This is a genomic window from Pseudomonas ficuserectae (assembly GCF_024584585.1).
Classification (GTDB): domain Bacteria; phylum Pseudomonadota; class Gammaproteobacteria; order Pseudomonadales; family Pseudomonadaceae; genus Aquipseudomonas; species Aquipseudomonas amygdali.
On sequence record NZ_CP085684.1, the window covers coordinates 5494942 to 5517051 of the forward strand.

The 22110-nt window shown below is 59.6% G+C and carries 19 protein-coding genes and 1 pseudogene; 8 read left to right on the forward strand and 12 right to left on the reverse strand.

The annotated features are described in order from the left end of the window. Window positions 1–127: 127 nt before the first annotated feature. From bioD to bioB, 5 genes are all read right to left on the reverse strand, one after another. Window positions 128–808, reverse strand: coding sequence for a dethiobiotin synthase (bioD, locus tag LJU29_RS24635; protein WP_057452937.1), 681 nt, complete (start codon window positions 806–808; stop codon window positions 128–130). A gap of 30 nt (window positions 809–838) precedes the next feature. Beyond that, window positions 839–1648, reverse strand: a complete 810-nt coding sequence (gene bioC, locus LJU29_RS24640) for a malonyl-ACP O-methyltransferase BioC (RefSeq protein ID WP_057452936.1) — start codon at window positions 1646–1648, stop codon at window positions 839–841. Then, entirely contained in the window at window positions 1641–2372 is a 732-nt protein-coding gene (locus LJU29_RS24645; RefSeq protein ID WP_257111307.1) for an alpha/beta fold hydrolase, read from the reverse strand. Before LJU29_RS24645 ends, bioC begins: the two co-directional genes overlap by 8 nt. Continuing rightward, window positions 2365–3555, reverse strand: a complete 1191-nt coding sequence (gene bioF / locus LJU29_RS24650; protein ID WP_257111308.1) for an 8-amino-7-oxononanoate synthase — start codon at window positions 3553–3555, stop codon at window positions 2365–2367. Before bioF ends, LJU29_RS24645 begins: the two co-directional genes overlap by 8 nt. Window positions 3556–3619: 64 nt before the next feature. Then, window positions 3620–4678: a biotin synthase BioB gene (gene bioB, locus LJU29_RS24655; protein ID WP_002555574.1), complete on the reverse strand. Its 1059-nt coding sequence runs from the start codon at window positions 4676–4678 to the stop codon at window positions 3620–3622. Between the two features lie 89 nt (window positions 4679–4767). Between bioB and LJU29_RS24660 the strand changes: the two genes are divergently transcribed. The 3 genes from LJU29_RS24660 (at window position 4768) to LJU29_RS24670 (ending at window position 8412) form a co-directional block, all read left to right on the forward strand. Then, window positions 4768–5502, forward strand: a complete 735-nt coding sequence (locus LJU29_RS24660) for a ComFC family protein (protein WP_257111309.1) — start codon at window positions 4768–4770, stop codon at window positions 5500–5502. Between the two features lie 147 nt (window positions 5503–5649). Beyond that, window positions 5650–6414 carry a TOBE domain-containing protein gene (locus tag LJU29_RS24665; RefSeq protein ID WP_057453869.1) on the forward strand — a complete coding sequence of 255 codons (765 nt, stop codon included), beginning with the start codon at window positions 5650–5652 and terminating at the stop codon, window positions 6412–6414. A gap of 81 nt (window positions 6415–6495) precedes the next feature. Next, window positions 6496–8412 (forward strand): PhoX family protein, encoded by a 1917-nt coding sequence (locus LJU29_RS24670; RefSeq protein ID WP_005735064.1) that lies wholly within the window; start codon window positions 6496–6498, stop codon window positions 8410–8412. Between the two features lie 268 nt (window positions 8413–8680). On the opposite strand, the gene LJU29_RS24675 is transcribed toward LJU29_RS24670, so the two are convergent. From LJU29_RS24675 to LJU29_RS24705, 6 genes are read right to left on the reverse strand one after another with little or no spacing between them, the layout of a single operon-like run. After that, window positions 8681–9514 carry a phosphodiesterase gene (locus tag LJU29_RS24675; RefSeq protein WP_005758094.1) on the reverse strand — a complete coding sequence of 278 codons (834 nt, stop codon included), beginning with the start codon at window positions 9512–9514 and terminating at the stop codon, window positions 8681–8683. A gap of 24 nt (window positions 9515–9538) precedes the next feature. Continuing rightward, window positions 9539–10570, reverse strand: coding sequence for an ABC transporter ATP-binding protein (locus LJU29_RS29785; protein WP_371321895.1), 1032 nt, complete (start codon window positions 10568–10570; stop codon window positions 9539–9541). Next, window positions 10567–11346, reverse strand: a complete 780-nt coding sequence (locus LJU29_RS24690; protein ID WP_257111310.1) for an ABC transporter permease — start codon at window positions 11344–11346, stop codon at window positions 10567–10569. The genes LJU29_RS29785 and LJU29_RS24690 overlap by 4 nt, the downstream gene beginning before the upstream one ends. Further along, window positions 11343–12212 (reverse strand): ABC transporter permease, encoded by an 870-nt coding sequence (locus LJU29_RS24695; RefSeq protein ID WP_005735061.1) that lies wholly within the window; start codon window positions 12210–12212, stop codon window positions 11343–11345. The genes LJU29_RS24690 and LJU29_RS24695 overlap by 4 nt, the downstream gene beginning before the upstream one ends. After that, the gene (locus LJU29_RS24700) at window positions 12212–13213 is read right to left on the reverse strand and encodes an ABC transporter substrate-binding protein (RefSeq protein ID WP_257111311.1); all 1002 of its coding nucleotides are present in this window, start codon (window positions 13211–13213) and stop codon (window positions 12212–12214) included. Before LJU29_RS24700 ends, LJU29_RS24695 begins: the two co-directional genes overlap by 1 nt. Next, entirely contained in the window at window positions 13197–14216 is a 1020-nt protein-coding gene (locus tag LJU29_RS24705) for a LacI family DNA-binding transcriptional regulator (protein ID WP_054994786.1), read from the reverse strand. The genes LJU29_RS24700 and LJU29_RS24705 overlap by 17 nt, the downstream gene beginning before the upstream one ends. A gap of 194 nt (window positions 14217–14410) precedes the next feature. On the opposite strand from LJU29_RS24705, the gene LJU29_RS24710 reads away from it, so the two are divergent. Both LJU29_RS24710 and rarD read left to right on the forward strand, forming a co-directional pair. After that, window positions 14411–15385 (forward strand): serine/threonine protein kinase, encoded by a 975-nt coding sequence (locus LJU29_RS24710; protein ID WP_002555585.1) that lies wholly within the window; start codon window positions 14411–14413, stop codon window positions 15383–15385. A 211-nt stretch (window positions 15386–15596) separates the two neighbouring features. Next, window positions 15597–16484 (forward strand): EamA family transporter RarD, encoded by an 888-nt coding sequence (rarD, locus tag LJU29_RS24715; RefSeq protein ID WP_004663394.1) that lies wholly within the window; start codon window positions 15597–15599, stop codon window positions 16482–16484. A gap of 223 nt (window positions 16485–16707) precedes the next feature. Here the strand turns inward: rarD and LJU29_RS24720 are convergent, their stop codons facing one another. Then, window positions 16708–17226: a glycine cleavage system transcriptional repressor gene (locus tag LJU29_RS24720; RefSeq protein ID WP_005744056.1), complete on the reverse strand. Its 519-nt coding sequence runs from the start codon at window positions 17224–17226 to the stop codon at window positions 16708–16710. A gap of 321 nt (window positions 17227–17547) precedes the next feature. Here LJU29_RS24720 and LJU29_RS24725 point away from each other — a divergent pair, with 321 nt between their 5' ends. The 3 genes and pseudogenes from LJU29_RS24725 to LJU29_RS24735 form a co-directional block, all read left to right on the forward strand. Continuing rightward, window positions 17548–19725, forward strand: coding sequence for a malate synthase G (locus LJU29_RS24725; RefSeq protein WP_257111312.1), 2178 nt, complete (start codon window positions 17548–17550; stop codon window positions 19723–19725). Window positions 19726–19881: 156 nt separating this feature from the next. Further along, a complete protein-coding gene (locus LJU29_RS24730) occupies window positions 19882–20862 on the forward strand; it encodes an IS5-like element ISPsy2 family transposase (protein WP_054078085.1) in 981 nt (326 codons plus the stop codon). Between the two features lie 360 nt (window positions 20863–21222). Next, window positions 21223–21434: pseudogene (locus LJU29_RS24735) on the forward strand (hypothetical protein); the annotation flags it as partial. Window positions 21435–22110: the final 676 nt, after the last annotated feature.

Sequence of the window (22110 nt, forward strand, 5' to 3'; positions counted from 1 at the left end):
CACGTGCCATTGAACCAGCATTTGCGCAGAAATACTCGACAAATAGACTAATGGCATTAGGCCGCATGATAGCCTGACTCTTGAAAAAACCAAAACAACGTTGCCTGTCAGCAAGATAGCGTCGCTGTCAGCGTAGTTGCCCTAACTCAAGGTATTGCGCCACATTTCCGGCGCTCGCCTCATTCAATTGTGGCACGCGTCCAAGACAGGGTGCAGGCAGACGCTCGACCAGCGTGGCGAGGTTTTCCTCAAGCCGCGAGGTGTTTGCGTCTATGACGTTGGCCACCCAGCCTGCCAGGTGCAGACCGTCCCGGGCGATGGCTTCGGCAGTCAGCAGCGCATGATTGATACAGCCCAGACGCACGCCCACCACCAGAATGATCGGCAGATCCAGCGCAATGGCCAGATCGGACAGGTTGCTCTGCCCGGCCAAGGGCACGCGCCAGCCGCCAGCGCCTTCGATCAAGGTGAAGTCGGCCTGTTTATCCAGAATATGCTGCATCGGCTGCAGCAACGAGTCGACCGTCAATACAACACCTGCCTCTCGCGCGGCCAGATGCGGCGCAATGGCCGGTTCGAAAGCCAGCGGATTGACTTCATCGTAATCCAGCTCGATAGAGCACTCGGCCTGCAAGGCCAGCGCGTCGGAATTGCGCAGTCCCTGTGCAGTCACTACGCAACCGGATGCCACAGGCTTGCCCGCCGCGGTGCTCAAGCCCTTCAAGCGGGCGGCATGCAGCAAACCGGCAGCTACCGTGGTCTTGCCAGCGTCGGTATCGGTTCCGGTGATGAAATAAGCAGCGCTCATCTCGGTAATCTTCCTTATGACGTGGAGCCGTCAGGCTTTTTCAAGCACCGCGTACACCACTTGATAGGTAGCGGGCAGACCGGCTTCCTGACGGAAGGCTTCGTAGGCCTGAACCATGCCCCTGATCCGCTCGCGTCCGGTCAGGCCACTGGGCCGCCCAGGGTTGAGGTTGTGCGCCCCGAGCGCTTTCAGCTCATGCGTCAGGCTGCGCACATCGGGGTAATGCAACACCTGCGGGCACACATCCAGGCTGCGCACCTGTAAACCGCTGGCAGCGCACAACTGACGATAATCATCCTCGTGACGAAAGCGGTTTACATGAACCTGGCCGTCGACTGCCTGCCAGCTGTCGCGCAACTCGTACAACGTGCCGACGCACAGGCTGGCGAAGGCAAACACACCGCCTGGTTGCAATACCCGGTGAGCCTCACGGAGCACCGCGGCGAAATCCGCACACCACTGCACAGCGAGGCTGGAGAAAATCAGCCCGCAACTCTGATCACGCAGTGGCAGGTGCTCGGCATCACCTGCCACAAAGTGCTGTGCACCGCCCAATGGCTGCGCATGCCGCAACATGCCTTCGGCGATATCCAGCGCGATGCCTTCGCTGCCACTGAAAACCTGATCCAGTGCCCGGCTGAAATAGCCAGTGCCGCTCCCCAGATCCAGCCAGCGAACCGGACTGAACTGCGCAGGCAGACGCGACAGCAGCTCGCTGCCGACGCTGCGCTGTAGTTCGGCCACGCTGTCATAGCTGCCCGCGGCCCGGGAAAAAGACGCGGCGACCTGCCGTTTGTCCGGCAGGACAGAGGGCGGTTTGGGCATAGAAAGATCAGTCATCGTCCAACTCGTGCAGAAAGGCATGAATCGCAGCGGCTACTCCGTGGGGGTTTTCCACAAGGAATGCATGGCTGGCCTGTTCGATCAGACCGACCTCGACATCCGGCAACAAGGCCAGCAGATCACTTGCTGCTTCAGCCGGCACGAACGCATCAAGTCCGGCAAACAGGTGCAGTTGCGGGCCGCGATAAATTTGCAGCGCGCTACGTGTATCGAGTTGCTGGAGTATCTTCAGCCCATCGACCAAAGCAGTTTTGGAGCTGTGCGGCGCGCCAGCCTTGAGTAACCGGGCGAGACCGCGTGAGTCTACTGCGCCTTGGGTGCATAACAGGCTGAAACGCTTGAGGGTCGCGTCATGGTCAGCGGAACAGCCGGCCAGAAACGCATCGAAATCCTGCGCGGGCATCGCATTCGGCCACGCGCCCTGGGTGACGAAACAGGCATTACTGGCCAGGGTCAGCAGCCCGCAGCAACCTTCGCCACGCCGTGCTGCCAGCTCGGCGGCGAGCATGCCGCCCAGCGACCAGCCGCCCAGCCAGGCGTTATCCGGCAGGTTGGCGTCCAGCTCGTCGAGCCAGTCAGGCAGGTCGCAGCTGTCGATATTCGGCAACGGTTCGATTTCGACCCGCAGGTGCTCATCAAGCCCGCGCAACGCGGCGGCAAGCGGCTCCAGCGGCGAAACGCCCAAGCCCCAGCCCGGCAGTAGAATCAAACGATCACGCATGGACGGGCTCCGTGGATTCACTTGCATCCAGCAGCGGGTAGCACTGCTCCAGAGCCTCCAATAATAGCTGTACGTCGGCTTTGCTGTGCGCGGCAGACAACGTTACGCGCAATCGGGCACTGCCAGCAGGCACGGTCGGCGGACGAATCGCCGTCACCAGCAAGCCACGCTCACGTAGCAACTGCGACAGACGCAGAGCCCGTCCGGCATCGCCGATCATTATTGGCTGGATCGGCGTAAAGCTGTCCATCAACTGCAGGCCGATCTGCTCGGCCCCCTGACGAAACTGCTGGATCAGGCTCGCCAGATGCTCGCGACGCCAATGTTCGGTACGCAGCAATTGCAGGCTTTTCAAGGTGGCACAGGCCAGCGCAGGTGGCTGACTGGTGGTGTAAATGTAGGGCCGGGCGAACTGAATCAAGGTTTCGATCAGCTCTTCACTGCCGGCCACGAATGCTCCAGAGGTGCCGAACGATTTGCCGAGGGTGCCGACCAGTACCGGCACATCCTCCATGCTCAGCCCGAAGTGCTCGACGATTCCGGCACCGTTTGCACCCAGCGGCCCGAATCCGTGGGCGTCATCCACCATCAGCCAGGCACCCTTGGCCTTCGCAGCCTGCGCCAGCGCAGGCAAGTCAGCGATGTCACCATCCATGCTGAACACACCGTCAGTGACCACCAGCGTATCGCCCACGGATTTCTCCAGGCGGCTTGTCAGGCTGGTCACATCGTTGTGCAGATAGCGCGAGAACCGTGCGCCGCTGAGCAGACCGGCATCCAGCAGCGAGGCATGATTGAGGCGGTCTTCCAGCACCGTATCGCCCTGCCCGACCAAGGCTGTCACCGCGCCGAGGTTGGCCATATAGCCATTGGAGAACAACAACGCACGAGGACGACCGGTCAGCTCGGCCAGCGCTTCTTCCAGTTCGTGGTGCGGCATGCTGTGGCCGATCACCAGATGCGACGCCCCGCCGCCCACGCCCCAACGCTCGGCACCTGCCTGCCAGGCGGCGATCACTTCCGGATGGTTGGCCAGGCCCATGTAATTGTTGTTGCAGAACGCCAGCAATGGCTGACCATCGACAACCACCTGCGGACCTTGCGGGCTTTGCAGCAATGGGCGCTGACGGTAGAGATGTTCGGCGCGACGGGCGTCGAGGCGCGTGCGGAGATCGAAAGACATGCAGGCCCCGGTCCGAAAGATGGCAGTTCAAAACGGGCCGGAGCAGGCCGGCCCGTTCAAGGGGTCAGGCAGAAGCAGCGTCGTAGAACATCGAACTGCTTTGCTGTTCGACCAGCGCCTGTTCGATGGCGGCCTGATGCACTTCATCAGCATGGCCTTCGCCCGCTTCGGGCTTGATGCCCAGACGCGAGAACAACAGCATGTCCTTGTCGGCTTGCGGGTTGGCGGTGGTCAGCAGCTTGTCGCCATAGAAAATCGAGTTGGCACCGGCGAAGAAGGCCAGCGCCTGCATTTGCTCGTTCATCGCTTCGCGCCCGGCAGACAACCGCACGTGGGACTGCGGCATGAGAATTCGTGCCACCGCGAGCATGCGGATGAAGTCGAACGGGTCGACGTCTTCGGCGTTTTCCAGCGGCGTACCGGCAACCTTGACCAGCATGTTGATCGGCACCGACTCCGGGTGCTCCGGCAGGTTTGCCAGCTGGATCAGCAGCCCGGCGCGGTCGTCGAGGGACTCGCCCATGCCCAGAATGCCGCCCGAGCAGATCTTCATCCCGGCATCGCGCACGTAGGCCAGGGTTTGCAGGCGCTCGCTGTAGGTCCGGGTGGTGATGATGCTGCCGTAGAACTCCGGCGAGGTGTCGAGGTTGTGGTTGTAGTAGTCCAGCCCGGCAGTGGCCAGCGCTTCGGTCTGCTCCTGATCGAGACGGCCGAGGGTCATGCAGGTTTCCATGCCCATGGCTTTCACGCCTTTGACCATCTCCAGCACGTAAGGCATGTCCTTGGCGGAGGGATGCTTCCAGGCCGCGCCCATGCAGAAACGGGTCGAACCAATGGCTTTGGCACGCGCTGCTTCCTCAAGCACCTTCTGCACTTCCAGCAGTTTTTCTTTCTCAAGACCGGTGTTGTAGTGACCGGACTGCGGACAGTACTTGCAGTCTTCCGGGCAAGCGCCGGTTTTGATCGACAGCAGCGTGGAAACCTGCACACGGTTGGCGTCGAAATGAGCGCGGTGCACCGTTTGCGCCTGAAACAGCAGGTCATTGAATGGCTGTACGAACAGCGCCCTGACCTCGGCTAAAGTCCAGTCGTGACGCAAAGTGGCGGTGGTGCTGGCGCTCATCGGGCGGCTCCTTGGTGTTTCTGGGCAATGCGCGAGGGCGTAAAGGCACCATGCGCTACACGGATGTCGGGCATATTTAAGGAAGAGCCATGCGCTGTCAACCCAACCGCCAATACGAGGTTTACATCTGGTTAAAAAACAAACAACACTGTTTGTTATGCGATGAGCGCAGCGAGGTGCCAATGCCTGTCTGCGTGCCGTGCGAAGCCGAGCTGCCATGGCTGGGCAGCCAGTGCGACTGCTGTGTGCTGCCTTTACCCCTCTCCGGCATGAGCTGCGCGCAATGTTGCAAGCGCCCTCCCGGATTTACTCAGGTGATCGCGCCGTGGCTGTACGACTTCCCGGTGGACAGCCTGATCACCCGTTTCAAACATAACGGTAAATGGCCGATGGGACGCCTGCTGGCCGAACTGTGTGGGCAGTTTCTACAACACCGTTTCGAGGAAGACCTGCCACGGCCCGATTACCTGATTCCTGTTCCTCTCGCCAACAAACGCCTGCGCCAGCGCGGCTATAACCAGGCGGCGATGCTGGCCGGGTGGCTGGGTAAACAGTTGCAGCTGCCCGTTGACGAACACCATGTGTTGCGCAGCCGGGAGACAGCAGCGCAACAAGGGCTGGACGCCAAGGCACGCAAACGCAACCTGCGCGACGCCTTCACCCTCGTTGATCCCGACTGGGTGCAGGGCAAGCACCTGGCGCTGGTGGACGACGTCCTGACCACCGGTTCGACGGCAGAGGTCATTGCGCGACTCCTGAACAAGGCCGGTGCGCGAAGAGTGGACGTGTATTGCCTGGCAAGAACGCCGAAGCCTGGGGATTGATTGGGCACTATGCTCAGGAACCTCAAAACGCTCATCGCTCCCACGCTCCGCGTGGTAGCGCAGCCCTGGACGCTCCGCGTCCGGTTTTCGACGCCATGCGCGAGAGCGATCATACTGCCCTCTCCTACTCGACCGCCCCGGATTACCATGTCGCTACCCACCCCGCTGACGCAACACATAGTCCACCGCCCGCAACGTATCGCGTTGTTGCAGCACATTGCCGAACAGGGCTCGATCACCCGTGCTGCGAAAAGCGCAGGCTTGAGCTACAAGGCAGCATGGGACGCCATTGATGAGCTGAACAATCTGGCGCAAAAGCCGCTGGTAGAACGCAGTGTCGGCGGACGTGGCGGTGGCGGCGCTAAGCTGTCGCTAGAGGGCGAGCGAGTGCTGCGTCTTTATCAGCGGGTGCAGGCATTGCAGGCCCAAGTGCTGGAAGCGGCCGAAGACAGCAGCGACCTTGATCTGCTCAATCGCCTGACCTTGCGTACCAGCGCACGCAACCAGTTGCTGGGGCGGATCGTCAGCATCACCCGTCAGGGACACAACGATCAGGTTCGCCTGCAATTGGCTGGCGAGGTGTTCATCGAAGCACAGGTCACCCATGACAGCACCCTGCGTCTGGAGCTGGAAAACGGCACGGAGGTGGTTGCACTGATCAAGGCCGGTTGGCTGGAACTGCATGCAGACAACAGCGAAGAAACAAATGGAAACAATTGCCTGATCGGCCGAATCGATAACGTGACCGACGCTGAAGATGGCCCAAGCGAAGTACGCATCACACTCCCTGGCGGCCAGACGCTGTGCGCCCTGGCGACACCTGAGCACCTGCATGCACAACAGCTGAAAAGCGGTGCAACGGTGCAGGCAAGATTTGCCGCTTCACTGGTGTTGCTGGGTATACCGATGTAAGCGTCGGCAAGTCATTACCACGACACAATTCCGTCATATGCGCGCACTAAGGTGGCTGCCATATTCGAGGGAGCCGTGATGATGAAACTATTAGAAGAAAATCAAACCACCGATCTGGAAAACCTGGTCGGCACAGACAAGGTCGGCCTCACCCGCCGGGGCTTCATCAGCGCAGGTGCCCTGTGCGGCGCAGCGATGTTTCTGGGTGGCAACCTGTTGAGCCGCACGGTTCTCGCGAACAGCGTCAGCGCAGCGTCCGGCACACTGCTGGGCTTCCAGAGCATCCCTGCCGCCACTGCCGACAGCATCAGCCTGCCGCAAGGCTATACCTCATCCGTTCTGATCAGTTGGGGCCACCCTTTACAGGCAGGCGGCCCGGCTTTTGACCCGAGCGGCAAGGGTACGGCCCAGGCTCAGGAAGTGCAGTTCGGCGACAACAACGACGGCATGTGCCTGTTCCCGATGCCAGGCCACAAGGATCGCGCACTGATGGCGATCAACAACGAATACACCAATTACCGCTACCTTTTCGATCACGGCAAAGAGCCGCAATCGGCTGAAGAAGTGCAAAAGGCACTGGCTGCAGAAGGCGTTTCCGTGATCGAAGTGCAACAGCACAATGGTAAGTGGCAGTTCGTTCAGGACTCGCGCTACAACCGTCGCATTCACGGCAACACGCCGATCAGCCTGAGTGGTCCGGCAGCCGGGCACGACTGGCTCAAAACGGATGCCGACAAGACCGGCACTCAGGCGCTCGGCACCTTTCAGAACTGCTCCAGCGGCCAGACGCCGTGGGGCACTTACCTGACCTGCGAAGAGAACTTCACTGATTGCTTCGGCAGCAGCAACGCCGAGCAGAAGTTCGACGCCGGCATGAAGCGCTATGGCGTGGTTGCTGCCAGCAAGGAGATCAACTGGCACCCGCACGACCCACGCTTCGACGTTGCGAAAAACCCCAATGAGGTCAATCGTCATGGCTGGGTGGTCGAGATCGATCCGTTCGACCCCAAGTCCACACCGGTCAAACGCACTGCACTCGGTCGCTTCAAGCATGAGAACGCGGCGTTCACCCAAACCAAGGGTGGCCGCGCCGTGGTGTACATGGGCGACGACGAGCGTGGCGAGTTCATCTACAAGTTCATCAGCCGCGACAAGATCGATCATCAGAACCCCAAAGCCAACCGTAACCTGCTCGACCACGGCACCTTGTACGTGGCGCAGTTCGATGCAGGCGACAGCAATCCGGATCATCCGAAAGGCAAGGGCCAGTGGGTCGAACTGACTCATGGCAAGAATGGCCTGGACGCGGCTGCCGGTTTCAATAATCAGGCAGAAGTGCTGATTCATGCGCGCCTGGCAGCCAGCGTTGTAAAAGCCACGCGCATGGACCGCCCGGAGTGGATCGTGGTCAGTCCCAAGGACGGTCAGGTCTATTGCACGTTGACCAATAACGTCAAACGCGGCGAAGAGGGTCAGCCTGTAGGCGGGCCGAATCCGCGCGCCAAGAACCAGTACGGGCAGATCCTGCGCTGGAGCGAAGAAGGCAGCAATCCTTCAGCGATGACCTTCGACTGGGACCTGTTCGTGGTCGCAGGTAACCCGACTGTGCATGCCGGTACACCGCAGGCCGGGTCGAGCAATATCAACGCGCAGAACATGTTCAACAGCCCCGACGGCCTGAGCTTTGATGAAGCCGGCAGGCTGTGGATTCAGACCGATGGCGACTCCAGCAACAAGGGCGACTTCGCGGGCATGGGCAATAACCAGATGCTCTGCGCCGATCCTGCCAGCGGCGAAATTCGTCGCTTTCTGGTCGGGCCGATTGGTTGCGAAATCACCGGCATCAGCTTTGCGCCGGACTATAAAACCATGTTCATCGGCATCCAGCATCCCGGTGAAAACGGTGGTTCCACGTTCCCCGAGCATTTGCCAAACGGCAAACCGCGTTCATCGGTGATGGTGATTACCCGCGAAGATGGCGGCGTTATCGGCGCCTGATCGGCAATCAGGAAGAGGACGCAGATCGCTCATCGTTATATAAAGGTCTGCTATTGATTCTGGCCGGAGGCCGTGGGAGCGAACTTGTTCGCGAAGAGGGCTGTATGATCGTCGAAAATGCATCGACTGAAACACCGTCTTCGTGAGCAAGCTCACTCCCACAAGGATCTTTACTCCGCCTGATACTGCGCGTCGAGCCCCGCTTTCCGGGCTCATCAAGACTTGAGTATCACGCCGGGCGCAGAGCGTGGGAGCGATGAGCAATCAATTAATCAATCAACCCGTTCACATCGTAGAACGGGTATGGCCCTTCATAGCCGCCGAACACGGCGTTATGACTGACAAACCCCTGTTCCGAATGCCAGCGATGCAGCACGTAGCCTGCCGGCTCCAGGTTGAAATGGGCAGGCGCGGCTTCGTCGAGGTCCAGCACGATCTGGTGTGAGGTGCCAGGGCAGATGCTTGCCACGCTGCCACCAAAACGCCGCTGCATGGGGCGATGCAAATGCCCGCACAACAAACGCTCCACTTGCGGATGCTGGGCAATCACACGCTCCAGCGCCGACGCGTTGCCGAAGGGTTCGCGGTCCATGTGCCCTATGCCGGTAATGAACGGCGGATGGTGCAGGATGATCACCGTCGGTACATAAGGACGACGTGACAGCTGCGCGTGCAACCAGTCCAACTGACCGTAATCCAGCCGCCCGCCATGCTCGCCGGGAATGGTCGTGTCCATGCCGATCAGACGTACCGGGTATTTCTCCACCACCCAGTCCAGAGGTCCGCTGGCCGACAATGGCAGGTACACCTGTTCGGCAAACGCCGCCAGCAGGTTGTGTCGATCGTCATGATTACCGGGCACCAGATAAAACGGCATGTGCAGGCGTTCCAGCTCAGGCTTGAGCACGGCGTATTCGTCCTCACGCCCGAAGTCGACCAGATCACCACTGATCACCACGATGTCTGGGCGCTGCTTGCTGGCGTTGATGTGTTCGACTGCGCGGCGCAATGCACCCAGTGTATCGACCACGCCATAGGTCAGACGCCCGTCGGCTTTGAGGTGCAAGTCACTGATCTGGGCAATAAGAAACGGACGATTCAAAATAATCTCTCTACGGAAACGATGTTACGAATGCAGGGTGAACAGCGCCTGCGGCTCGACACTCAGGGCGATGGCAGCGTTGGCGGCGTGAATAACGTTGTCGGTGCTGTCCACCAACAGCGGCTGCGGACCTCCGACATCGACCAGCAAACGGCTTTGCGCACCCTGAAAAAACTGCCCGACCAAGCGCCCCTGAAGGTGCCCGTGTTCCGGCATCAGGCGCAGATGCTCCGGGCGGCAGTAGACCGTGCCCGGCAGGCCAGCGCCGTTCCATGGCAGCTCGCCGCCGCTCACCTTGAGGCCTGACGGGGTGCGCTCGACCACGCTGAACGCATTCAGATTGCCGACAAACCCGGCGACGAACGCATTGGCAGGTTGTTGATAGATTTCCCTCGGCGTCGCCAATTGCGAGACGCAGCCTTTTTCCATGACCAGAATCCGGTCGCCCAGGGCCATGGCTTCGCCCTGATCGTGGGTGACGAACACCGAGGTGATGCCCAACCCACGCAGCAACTGATCGAGCTCGCTGCGCAAGCGCTCACGCAACTGCGCATCCAGTGCCGTCAGCGGCTCGTCGAGCAGCAGCACCCTCGGACGCGGTGCCAGAGCCCTGGCCAGCGCGACCCGTTGACGCTGACCACCAGAAAGCTCGTTGACACGACGATTACCGTGACCGGTCAGGCCAACCAGTTCCAGCAACTCATCGCAGCGCTTGCTTCGTTCGGCAGGCGACAGGCCGCGAATCTTCAGGCCGTAAACAATGTTCCCGGCGACGTCTAGATTCGGGAACAGCGCGTAGTTCTGAAACACCATCCCGACGTCACGCCGCTCGATAGGCAGGCGCGTAACGTCCTGATCATCGAACAACACCTGACCGACATCCGGCCGCTCCAGCCCGGCGATCAGGCGCAAGGTGGTGGTCTTGCCGCAACCGGACGGACCGAGAATCGCCAGCGTTTCGCCAGGCTCGATGGTCAAGTGCAGATCCTGTACAGCAACGGTGCCGTCGGCAAATGCCTTGCGGCAGCCTTTCAGGCGAATGGTAGTTCCGCTCATCGGCTCTCTCCACGGGCAAGACGCGCACTGATGGCCTGCAACGCAATCAGCAACAGAAAAAGAAGGGTGTAGGCGCTGGCGACTTCCAGTCGGGCTGAGGCGTAGCTGTCGGCCAGACCGACCGGCAGGGTCTTGGTCATCGGCGTGTGCAGCATCCAGGTCAGGTTGAACTCACCCAGCGACAGGGTCACGACCATCAGCACACCGGCCAGAATTCCGGCGCGGCAATTGGGCACCACCACGCTGAAAAAGCGCTTGATCGGCCCGGCGCCCAGACTGGCGGCAGCCTCTTCAAGAACCGGCAGTTGCTGACGCTGCATGACCGCCATGACCGGGCGCACCAGAAACGGCAACGTGAACAACACATGGCCCACCAGAATGAACAGCCAGCTGCTGCGAAAGCTGCCGAACTGGCCGTAGGTCAGCAGCAACGCCAGGGCGCTGGCCAGGCCGGGCATGGCGACGGGGAGGACCATCAGTTCTTCAAAGGCCCGGCTGAAGCGATTGTTCATGCGCACCAGCGCATACGCTGCCGGAACGCCGACCAGGCACACGCAGATCGCACAGGCCACAGCCAGTTGCAGCGACAACCAGACAGTCGGTGAATAGGCTTGCCAGACCTGCACCAGCCAGTCGAATGTCAAACCGCTCGACAGGCCCAGAAAATAATTGCGGGTCAGCCCGGCAAGCAGCGAAAGCACTACCGGGACCAGCATGAACGCACAAACCAGTAATGTGAATGCCAGTTGCGCAGCAAACAATGGAGAACGTTTCAAAGGGCAACCCCTGATGTCCCGACCATGCGACGGGCCAGCAACAGCACTGCCCATGTCACTAGCCCGAGGATCACCGACAGCGCGGCGGCTACGGTGAAGTTGGCGTAATTGGTGAACACGTTGTAGATCGCCACCGGCGTGACGTTCAGGCGCGTACCAAGCGTAAATGCCGTACCGAATGCGCCCATCGACGTGGCGAAGCAGATCGCACCGCAGGACACCAGCGCGGGTGCCAGCCCCGGAACGATCACATCGCACACCACCCGCCAATGACCCGCACCCAGCGAATGCGCAGCTTCTTCAAGGCTGCGGTCCAGGCTTTCGCAAGCGGCCATGACGGTGAGAATCACGCGCGGAATCGAGAAATACAGGTAGCCAATGAACAAACCGGTCAGCGAATAGGCGAATATCCAGCGTTCGCCAGCCAGCTCCAGCCCGAGTGCCGCGAAGATGCCTTGGCGACCGGCCAGCAGAATCACCAGAAAGCCCACCACTACGCCAGGAAACGCCAGCGGAAAGGTCAGCAACGCCACCAGCGCAGAGCGTCCGAAAAACTGGTTACGGGCCAGAAACACACCGCTGATACCGCCGACCAGCAACGCCGCAAGCGTGACCACCAGTGCCAGCAGACAGGTCTGCGCCAGGCTGCCGAGGTATTGAGCACTGCTCAACACCTGCCAGTAACCGCTGCCGTTGCCGTCAGAACCTTGTGCGCCGAGCAGGATCAGGTGGGTCAGCGGCAGCAGCCAGAATGCCAGCAACACCGCCAGCGCCGGAGCAAGTGCCACCGCAGCGGTCGGGCGCAGCCGCAGCTTCATAAATCCGCCCTTGTGCAGAGCCAGCGCGTGTCCCGGCGAAGCTGACATTACTTCACCTCACGCAGATAACGGGCAGCAAAGGCTTCCTGCACGGCAGCCATGTGCTGGTAATCCACCACACCGGCACGAGCGTAATCGCTGTCGGGCAGGAACTGCGCGGCCACGTCGGCAGGCATCTTCGAGCGCACTGGACGCAAATAAGCCTTGGCCCACAGCGCCTGGCCCTCGTCAGACAGGACGAAATCCAGCACCTTCTCGGCATTGGCGCGGTGCGGTGCCTTGGCAACCATGCTCATCACGTACGGCACGCCAATGGTGCCTTCCTTGGGAATCACGAAAGCGACGTTGGCCTTGTCCTTGTAGCGAGCGCGATAGGCGTTGAAGTCGTAGTCGACCAGAATCGGCAGCTCACCGGACAGTACGCGTGCATAAGCGGTTTGCTTGGGCACGATGGGCGAGTTCTTCGCCAGCTTCTGGAAGTAGTCGATGGCCGGGCCGAAGTTGTCCAGTGTGCCGCCCATGGCCTGATTGATCGCAACGGCGGACACGTACCCGACGAATGCACTGGAGGGGTCGAGGTAGCCGACCATGCCCTTGTATTTGGGCTTGAGCAGATCCGACCAGCTTTGCGGCACCGGCAGACCGCCCAGTGCGTCGACATTGACCATGATGCCCAGCGTGCCGGAATGAATGGCGAACCAGTGCCCTTCAGGGTCCTTCAGGCCTGCGGGAATGTCGTCCCAGTGCTTGGGTTTGTAGGTATCGACCACACCGGCCTTTTGCGCTTGCAGGCCGAAGGTCACGCCGTAATACACCACGTCTGCGACCGGCGCGGCCTGCTCGGCGACGATCTGCGCCAGCGCCTGCCCCGAGTTCTTGTTGTCCAGCGGCACTTGTACACCGGTGCTGTCGGCAATGGCCTTGAGCTGCGTACCCCAATCAGCCCACTCAGGCGGGCAGTTGTAGCAGATGGCGGTTTCGGCGGCCTGGGCGAGGCTGGCCGCACCACATAACAGCAGTGCCGCGAGGGTTTTACTGAGTCTGAGCATGAAGCATCTCCTGGTAGGGCTGGGTGCTTTCGCCGGGCCGGATATGGCACGGCAGACAATGAGAAACCGGTGCCGCGCCGGCAATCCGCGACAGCAACTGGTCGATGACGATGTGCGCCAGTTCGGTAATCGGCTGAACCACACTGCACAGCGTCGGGTGCATCTGCGTGCCCAGCGTGATGCCGTCGAAGCCGATGACCGAAAGACGCTCGGGAACACCCCAACCATTGCGGCGCAATTCGGCGATCAGGCTTATGGCCAATAGATCGTTGGAACAGACCAGCGCGCTTGGCGCAGTCGGACCACGTAACAATGGTTCGAGCGCGGCGAAGTCGGCGTTGGTATGGGCAGGCATTTCAATCACCGGGCGCGCCTCAAGCCCACCCTCGTTCATGGCATCGCGATAGCCTTCGTAACGCAGGCGGGCGCGGTCGGACTGCATGACCGGGCCTGCGACCATCGCAATACGCCGATGGCCGGCGTCGATCAGATACCGCGTCGCCAGCGCCATGCCTGCGCGGTTATCCACAGACACAGCGCTGTACTCCTCATTGTCGGTCTGGTGATAGGCCAGCACGAACGGCGTGTCCTCGATGGCCAGGCTCTCCAGCACACGGTTGTGCTCGGCGTCGGTTACGGTCAGCACCAGCCCGTCGACCCGCTGGCGCAGCAGTTCCTCAACCACGGCGCTTTCACGCTCGGCGCTGTAGTCGGTGGTCGCCAACAACAGGTTGTAGCCCCGTGCCCGCGCCGCCCGTTCCATAGCCTGAAACTGCTCGGCGAACACCGGGTTGAGCAGGTTTGGCACGATGACGCCAATCAGATTGGTGGTTTGCAGACGTAACTGTCTGCCCAACCGATTGGGGCGAAAGCCCAGCTCACGAGCAGCGACGAATACTCGCTCGCGGGTCTCGGCGCGCACCACCTCAGGGCTTGCGAAGACGCGTGCAGCAGTAGCCCGGGAAACCCCGGCCAGTCGTGCAACTTCTTTCAAATCAGTCATGGTCGCTCGCTTGAGATCGATCTCATTGGCGGCAACTCTAAGTGGCGAACATGGCTAAACAGCGACCGGAGGATGACCGTTTGGTGACAACTCGACCCTTGGGCACTTTAAACAGAAGGGGTTTAGCGAACCGGGACCGGTCTGCGTTACCATCAGCGGTCCGACGCGGCAACCTGCTGCGCGCAGGAGTAGTCATGGCTCACCCGTTTGCAACACTCACTCCCGATCTGGTGCTCGATGCCGTTGAAAGCATCGGTTTTCTCAGCGATGCCCGCATCCTGGCACTCAACAGCTACGAAAACCGCGTGTATCAGGTCGGTATCGAAGACGGTCAGCCGCTGATCGCCAAGTTCTATCGGCCCCAGCGCTGGACCAACGAAGCCATCCTTGAAGAACACAGCTTCACTTACGAGCTGGTCGAGGTCGAAGTGCCCGTTGTTGCGCCCATGGTGCATAACGGCGAAACCCTGTTCGAACATGCCGGCTTTCGCTTCACGCTATTCCCGCGCCGAGGCGGACGCGCGCCGGAGCCGGGCAATCTGGATCAGCTGTATCGCCTGGGTCAGTTACTGGGGCGTATCCATGCGGTCGGCTCGACCAAACCGTTCGCGCACCGCGAAGCACTGGGTGTGAATAACTTTGGCCATGCGTCGGTCAATTACCTGCTGGAAAACGACTGCATCCCGCGCAGCCTGCTTCCGGCTTACGAGTCGGTAGCCCGTGACCTGCTCAAGCGTGTCGAAGACGTTTACGCCGCCACGCCGCATACCAACATTCGCATGCACGGTGACTGTCACCCCGGCAACATGATGTGCCGCGACGAGATGTTCCACATCGTCGACCTGGACGACTGCCGCCTTGGCCCTGCCGTTCAGGACATCTGGATGATGCTGGCCGGTGATCGTCAGGAGCGCCTCGGCCAGTTGTCGGAGCTGATGGACGGCTACAACGAATTTCATGATTTCGATCCACGCGAACTGGCCCTGATCGAACCACTGCGTGCCCTGCGCCTGATGCACTACAGCGCCTGGCTCGCCCGTCGCTGGGACGACCCTGCGTTCCCGCACAGCTTTCCATGGTTCGGCACCGAGCGTTACTGGGGCGACCATATCCTGGCCCTGCGTGAGCAGATGTCAGCGCTGAATGAAGAGCCGTTGAAGCTGTTTTGACCTGATGAGCCCCAGATTATCGTGCGGCGCTCCGCGTCGCATGCAGCTCTGGACGCTCCGCGTCCGATCCTGAACAAGTGACGCGGCACAGATGTCATGAATCAGCCGAACCTGTGTATAACATCCAGCGCTCCAGCGTGAGTACGATCAAAACCATCAACCGCATCACCCCACAATAAAACCGGAAATTTCTGTATTAAAGGGACGCTCCATGCAAGCTGCCAATCCACGCCGTGGATACATCCTGGGCCTGAGTGCTTACACCATCTGGGGCCTGTTCCCCATCTACTTCAAGGCCATCTCAGCCGTTCCGGCCATCGAGATCATCATCCATCGAGTGCTCTGGTCAGCCCTCTTCGGCTCTATTGTGCTGATGTTCTGGAAACATCCCGGCTGGTGGCGTGACCTGCGCAACAACCCACAGCGACTGGCCGTGCTGGCACTCAGCGGGACGCTGATCGCTGCGAACTGGATCGTCTACGTGTGGGCCGTTAACAACGGCCGCATGCTTGAAGCCAGTCTCGGGTATTACATCAACCCGCTGGTCAACGTGCTGCTGGGCATGCTGTTGCTGGGCGAGCGGCTCAGGCGTCTGCAAATGCTGGCGGTCGCTTTCGCCACCATTGGCGTCGCCCAGCAGGTCTGGAACGTCGGCAGCCTGCCGTGGGTGTCACTGGCCCTGGCGCTGACCTTTGCGTTCTACGGCCTGATCCGCAAAAAAGCCCCGGTTGCCGCCTTGCCTGGCCTGGTGGTGGAAACCTGGATGCTGGTGCCGCTGGCATTGATCTGGCTAACGCTCAACCCGACGGCCGTAAGCGCCCAGCCGGAATTCTGGACCACCACGCAAGCCATCTGGCTCGCCGCCGCAGGCCCGGTGACGCTGATCCCGCTGGTGTGCTTCAACGCCGCAGCCCGTCACCTGCCCTTCACCACCTTGGGTTTCCTGCAATACCTCGCGCCCACGCTGGTTCTGCTGCTGGCCGTGCTGCTGTATGGGGAGCACCTGACCACCAGCACCATCATCACCTTCGCCTTCATCTGGGCGGGGCTGGCAATCTACAGTGTGGATATCTGGCTGAAATCCCGCGGCCGGGGCTGATCAAAAAACACACAACACCTCGCAAGCCACGCCCCCCGTGGCCTGCAAGAGGTTCTCCAAGGGTTATCCACAGGCAGGCTAACCTTATCTGTGCACAAGCCATTGAAACTGTTGGTTTTTTGATCAACTTTCGCCAGGCCACGGCGAACGTGGCGTGCAAGGCTATTCCCCCAGGTTATCCACAGGCAGGTGCACGGTTAATTTGGATAACCTGAAAGTGAATCTAGTCCTCAGTACCCAACACCAGCTCTACCATCAGATCATCAGCCAGGGTCTCAAGCCCTGCCTGCAGGTCATCCAGCGACAAGCCCACCGGTACGCCCAGCACTGCATCGGCGTGGAACAGCAACTCGCTGCTCATGGGCGCAGGAGAAACGTCGGTGATCAAGTGTTCAACGTTGACACCCTGCCCGGCCAGCAAGCGGGTGATGTCACGCACAATGCCGGGGCGGTCGTTACCGACCAGTTGCATGCTGATCAACTGGGTCGGGGCGGTTGTCTCTATCACGCTTTCAGCCAACAGCATGCGAATGCCATGGGCCGACAGGGCGTTCAACGCTTTGATCAGGTCATCGTACTTTTCCGGCTCGACGCCTACCTTGAGGATCCCGGCAAATTGCCCGGCCATGCGCGACATGCGGCTTTCCAGCCAGTTACCGCCCTGCTCGGCAATGCATTGCGCGATACGTTCGACCTGACCCGGTTTGTCGGGAGCAACCAACGTTACGACGAGATGATCCACGGTCAATTCCTCTTTCTGTGCAGGTGATTTGAAAACGGCGTCGGTCGCACCAGTATAGACAGCCCCGAAGGCAGCCAGTGCGCGGTAAATCGTGTACCGTTTGCCACGCTTTATGGAACAATCCCGAGCGCTTTTGGGAACACAATGAATATCATCGTGACCCGATATGAATATCCAGTCGTTTAATGACATATTCAGCGACGTTTTCACGCAACGGCAGCTCATGTAGTATCCAGAATCTCGCACTACATGACACCAAGATCAATAACAGAGCGCTCCCCGAGTGTGCTCGACCCTGCTGAGCAGAGTGAGGCAAGTGCAATGACTGAGTACGTTCAAGTCGGTGACCTGCAAGTCGCCAGAGTCCTGTTCGACTTCGTGCAGAACGAAGCCACACCCGGAACCGGCATCGACGCCACTGCGTTCTGGGCGGGTGCGGACCAACTGATCCACGACCTTGCGCCAAAGAACAAGGCACTGCTCGCCAAACGAGATGAATTGCAGGCGCAGATCGACACGTGGCACCAATCGCGCGCCGGACAGGCTCACGACGCCTCGGCTTACAAAGCCTTCCTTCAGGAGATCGGCTACCTGCTGCCAGAAGCAGCGGACTTCCAGGTCACCACGCAAAACGTCGATGAAGAAATAGCCACCATGGCCGGACCGCAACTGGTCGTGCCTGTAATGAACGCACGGTTTGCGCTCAATGCGTCAAATGCCCGCTGGGGCTCGCTGTATGACGCGCTCTATGGCACCGATGCCATCAGCGAAGAAGGCGGCGCGGAGAAAGGCAAGGGCTACAACAAGGTGCGTGGCGACAAGGTGATCGCCTTCGCCCGCGCATTCCTCGATCAGGCAGCCCCTTTGGCGGCTGGCTCGCACGTTGATTCGACTGCTTACAAATTGATCGACGGCAGACTGGTCATCAGCCTCAAGGGCGGCAGCAACACGGGCCTGCGCGACGATGCACAACTGGTGGGTTTTCAGGGTGAGGCTTCAGCGCCGTTCGCCGTGCTGCTCAAACACAATGGCCTGCATTTCGAATTGCAGATCGACGCTTCCAGCCCGGTTGGCCAAACCGATGCGGCAGGCGTGAAAGACATCCTCATGGAAGCCGCGCTGACCACCATCATGGATTGCGAAGACTCCATTGCAGCCGTCGATGCCGAAGACAAAGTAGTCGTCTACCGCAACTGGCTGGGACTGATGAAAGGCGACCTGGCGGAATCGGTGTCCAAAGGCGGCGAAACCTTCACCCGCACCATGAACCCGGACCGCGTCTACACCACGCCACAAGGCGGCGAAGTCACGCTGCACGGTCGTTCGCTGCTGTTCATTCGCCACGTAGGTCACTTGATGAACATCGACGCGATTCTCGACAAGCATGGCAAGGAAGTGCCGGAAGGTATTCTCGACGGCCTGCTGACCAGTCTGGCTGCGATCCACAACCTCAACGGCAATACCTCGCGCAGCAACAGCCGCAGCGGCTCGATGTACATCGTCAAACCGAAGATGCACGGGCCGGAGGAAGCCGCGTTTACCAACGAACTGTTCGGGCGTATCGAGCAGGTGCTGGGCTTGCCGCGCAACACATTGAAAGTCGGCATCATGGACGAGGAACGCCGTACCACGGTCAACCTCAAAGCCTGTATTCAGGCAGCCAGCGAGCGCGTGGTATTCATCAACACCGGCTTCCTCGATCGCACCGGTGACGAAATCCATACCTCGATGGAAGCGGGCCCGGTGGTGCGCAAGGCGCAGATGAAAGCCGAGAAATGGATCAGTGCCTACGAGAACTCCAACGTCGACATCGGCCTGAAATGCGGCCTGCAAGGTCGTGCGCAGATCGGCAAAGGCATGTGGGCCATGCCCGACCTGATGGCCGCCATGCTGGAACAGAAAATCGCTCACCCGCTGGCTGGCGCAAACACTGCCTGGGTGCCCTCGCCTACAGCGGCTGCGCTACACGCCCTGCATTACCACAAGGTCGATGTATTCGCTCGCCAGGCCGAACTGGCTCAACGCGAGCAGGCATCGGTGGATGACATTCTGACCATTCCCCTTGCGCCGAACACCGACTGGACGCCCGAAGAAATCCAGAACGAACTGGACAACAACGCACAGGGCATTCTCGGCTACGTGGTGCGCTGGATCGATCAGGGTGTAGGTTGCTCGAAAGTACCGGATATCAACGACATCGGCCTGATGGAAGACCGCGCAACGCTGCGCATCTCAAGCCAGCACATGGCCAACTGGCTGCGTCACGGCGTTGTCAGCGAAGCTCAGGTGCTGGAAAGCTTGAAGCGCATGGCACCGGTCGTGGATCGCCAGAATGCCAATGACCCGCTGTATCGCCCGCTGGCGCCAGACTTCGACAGCAACATTGCCTTCCAGGCAGCCGTCGAACTGGTGATCGAAGGCACGCGACAGCCTAACGGCTATACCGAGCCGGTATTGCATCGTCGTCGTCGTGAGTTCAAGGCCAGTAAAGGAATGTAAGGATTTTAGTCATCGGACCTGAGAGGCAGCTTGCTGCCTCTTCGGGAAGGTGATAAGTAAACATCGCTTTTTTTTGTTTAATACCCTAGGGAAACTCTGAAAAAGACTTCCTAATTTGGCAAAATCTCCGGACACCAGTCGCCGAGCTTTTCGATGATGAAACAGATGACCTTCGCCGACGCCGAGTATGCCGGCAAGCGCAAGCAGACCCGTAAGGAATTGTTCCTGATCGAGATGGATCAGGTGGTGCCCTGGAAAGGTTTGATTGCCCTGATTGAGCCCTATTATCCAAAAGGAGAAGGTGGCCGGCCCGCCTACCCACTGATGGCGATGCTGCGTGTTCATCTGATGCAGAACTGGTTCGGCTACAGCGATCCGGCGATGGAAGAAGCGCTGTATGAGACGACCATCCTGCGTCAGTTTTCAGGCCTGAGCCTAGAGCGAATTCCAGACGAAACCACCATTCTCAACTTCCGTCGTCTGCTGGAAAAGCACGAGTTGGCGACCGGGATTCTCGGCGTAATTAATGGTTATCTGGGCGACCGTGGCTTGTCGTTGCGTCAAGGCACCATCGTCGATGCCACGCTGATTCACGCGCCCAGTTCGACCAAGAACAAGGATGGCAAACGCGATCCTGAGATGCATCAAACCAAGAAAGGTAACCAGTACTATTTCGGCGCCAAGGCTCACATCGGCGCCGACGACGAGTCAGGCCTGGTGCACAGCGTGGTAGTAACAGCGGCCAATGTGGCAGACGTCACGCAGGTTGCCAAACTGCTGCACGGCGAGGAAAACGTAGTCTGCGCCGACGCAGGTTACACCGGGGTCGAGAAGCGCGAAGAACACGCTGGGCGCAAGGTCATTTGGCAGATTGCCGCCCGCCGCAGCACTTACAAAAAGCATGGAAAACGCAGTATTTTGTACAAGGCGATCCGCAAAATCGAGAAGGCCAAGGCCCAGGTTCGCGCCAAGGTCGAGCATCCGTTTCGGGTCATCAAACGCCAGTTTGGCTATGAAAAAGTGCGCTTTCGGGGCTTGGCCAAGAACACCGCGCAGATGGTGACGTTGTTCGCCCTGTCAAACCTGTGGATGGCCCGCCGACATTTGTTGGCGAGCGCAGGAGAGGTGCGCGTGTAATGCAGGAAATGGTTACCGCAAAAGGCTTTGCAGCGGCCGAAAGAGCTAAAAAGCGAAGATAATTGAGCAAATTTCGACATGCATCGTTTTTTGAAAAGTGCTGAGGACTCGGTAGCCGGAAAACATCCGGCTACTTCAGACCTTCCCTAGATACTTTCCAACTCGCCACATCGTGGAAGCAAAACGAATCCCACCCTATTTGTGGGAAAAAGTCATTCCCGATGTAAGGCGCTTGATCAACATGTGCAAGCCCGATCCTTAATTATAAAAATGTAACTACAAGGTATTTCCGCGCACGACACACAGTGATATCTCTCCTTGGCGCATTAATAAAAGTCATACCCCTATAAAGATCATTCACCGAAATGGCTTCCTTGGTGGGCTACCCTGCATTTTTCCGTCTCTACGATAACCGCACTGGCGAATTGCTCTCGGAAACCGAGATTCATGATCTGGAGTCGGCAGGCGGGCCAATGTCTTGGGGCGGTGGGTCAGGAATGGCCTATGCCGGAATGATCCCCATCGGGCCGAATGTCTCTGATTGCGTCGGTGATCAACCTGCCATTCCTTGAATCCCCGACAACCCACCCATCCCCGCGCGCACCAAAATAAAAGCGGAACCGAATCCACATATCGACCACCCATCCAGACAGGTCCAAAAACCTCCCGTTCAAGCAGGGAAACGTTTCAGGCACCTGCCACAGCTGACTCACCAACGGAAGCAAACCGCGAGTCAGCAACGTAGCCCCCGTTATGCCCCCGAGCAAACACGCCTCCCCCGTGCCGCCCTGGCAGTTTGAAGAAGTGTCGCCTGCAACCTCTTGACGTCATGGCGACAGCCCTTCAAACACGTTTTACGCACCACCGAATGTGCAGTGTCGATTACTACCACCACCTGTATTGATCTGTCGAACTTGATATCTGAGCCGATGGAGCCCGCTCATGACCTTAAGAATCAATACTCGTTCTGCTACCCCGGTTGTACCTCTGGAAACAGGATCTTCGTCGCAGCCGGCAGTACCGTCTGTCACGGCAAGACCGACTGAGCCTCCGCCAGTCGCCAATCCTGCTGCACCTAAATCAGCGCCAGGTGTTCAGCAAGCTCACGGGCTGAAGACGCGCATCGCTGGCAAGCTTTCCGAGCGTCAGACCAATTTCAGTCTCGGTATTCCCGGCACCGGTCGTACTTTAAACCGGCCCTTGCGCAGCGGGATTCCGGAGGAAGGTGAGCACCTATCGAGCGAGGAG

Bases quoted from the DNA above. Each gene is read 5' to 3' on its own strand.
- LJU29_RS29785 (WP_371321895.1), bottom strand. From the start codon at position 10,570: ATGAGCGGAACTACCATTCGCCTGAAAGGCTGCCGCAAGGCATTTGCC.
- bioD (WP_057452937.1), bottom strand. From the start codon at position 808: ATGAGCGCTGCTTATTTCATCACCGGAACCGATACCGACGCTGGCAAG.
- LJU29_RS24705 (WP_054994786.1), bottom strand. From the start codon at position 14,216: ATGACTGATTTGAAAGAAGTTGCACGACTGGCCGGGGTTTCCCGGGCT.
- LJU29_RS24700 (WP_257111311.1), bottom strand. From the start codon at position 13,213: ATGCTCAGACTCAGTAAAACCCTCGCGGCACTGCTGTTATGTGGTGCG.
- bioF (WP_257111308.1), bottom strand. From the start codon at position 3,555: ATGTCTTTCGATCTCCGCACGCGCCTCGACGCCCGTCGCGCCGAACAT.
- LJU29_RS24665 (WP_057453869.1), top strand. From the start codon at position 5,650: ATGTCGCTACCCACCCCGCTGACGCAACACATAGTCCACCGCCCGCAA.
- LJU29_RS24645 (WP_257111307.1), bottom strand. From the start codon at position 2,372: ATGCGTGATCGTTTGATTCTACTGCCGGGCTGGGGCTTGGGCGTTTCG.
- bioB (WP_002555574.1), bottom strand. From the start codon at position 4,678: ATGAGCGCCAGCACCACCGCCACTTTGCGTCACGACTGGACTTTAGCC.
- LJU29_RS24710 (WP_002555585.1), top strand. From the start codon at position 14,411: ATGGCTCACCCGTTTGCAACACTCACTCCCGATCTGGTGCTCGATGCC.
- LJU29_RS24730 (WP_054078085.1), top strand. From the start codon at position 19,882: ATGAAACAGATGACCTTCGCCGACGCCGAGTATGCCGGCAAGCGCAAG.
- rarD (WP_004663394.1), top strand. From the start codon at position 15,597: ATGCAAGCTGCCAATCCACGCCGTGGATACATCCTGGGCCTGAGTGCT.
- LJU29_RS24660 (WP_257111309.1), top strand. From the start codon at position 4,768: ATGCGCTGTCAACCCAACCGCCAATACGAGGTTTACATCTGGTTAAAA.
- LJU29_RS24725 (WP_257111312.1), top strand. From the start codon at position 17,548: ATGACTGAGTACGTTCAAGTCGGTGACCTGCAAGTCGCCAGAGTCCTG.
- LJU29_RS24670 (WP_005735064.1), top strand. From the start codon at position 6,496: ATGAAACTATTAGAAGAAAATCAAACCACCGATCTGGAAAACCTGGTC.
- LJU29_RS24695 (WP_005735061.1), bottom strand. From the start codon at position 12,212: ATGTCAGCTTCGCCGGGACACGCGCTGGCTCTGCACAAGGGCGGATTT.
- bioC (WP_057452936.1), bottom strand. From the start codon at position 1,648: ATGACTGATCTTTCTATGCCCAAACCGCCCTCTGTCCTGCCGGACAAA.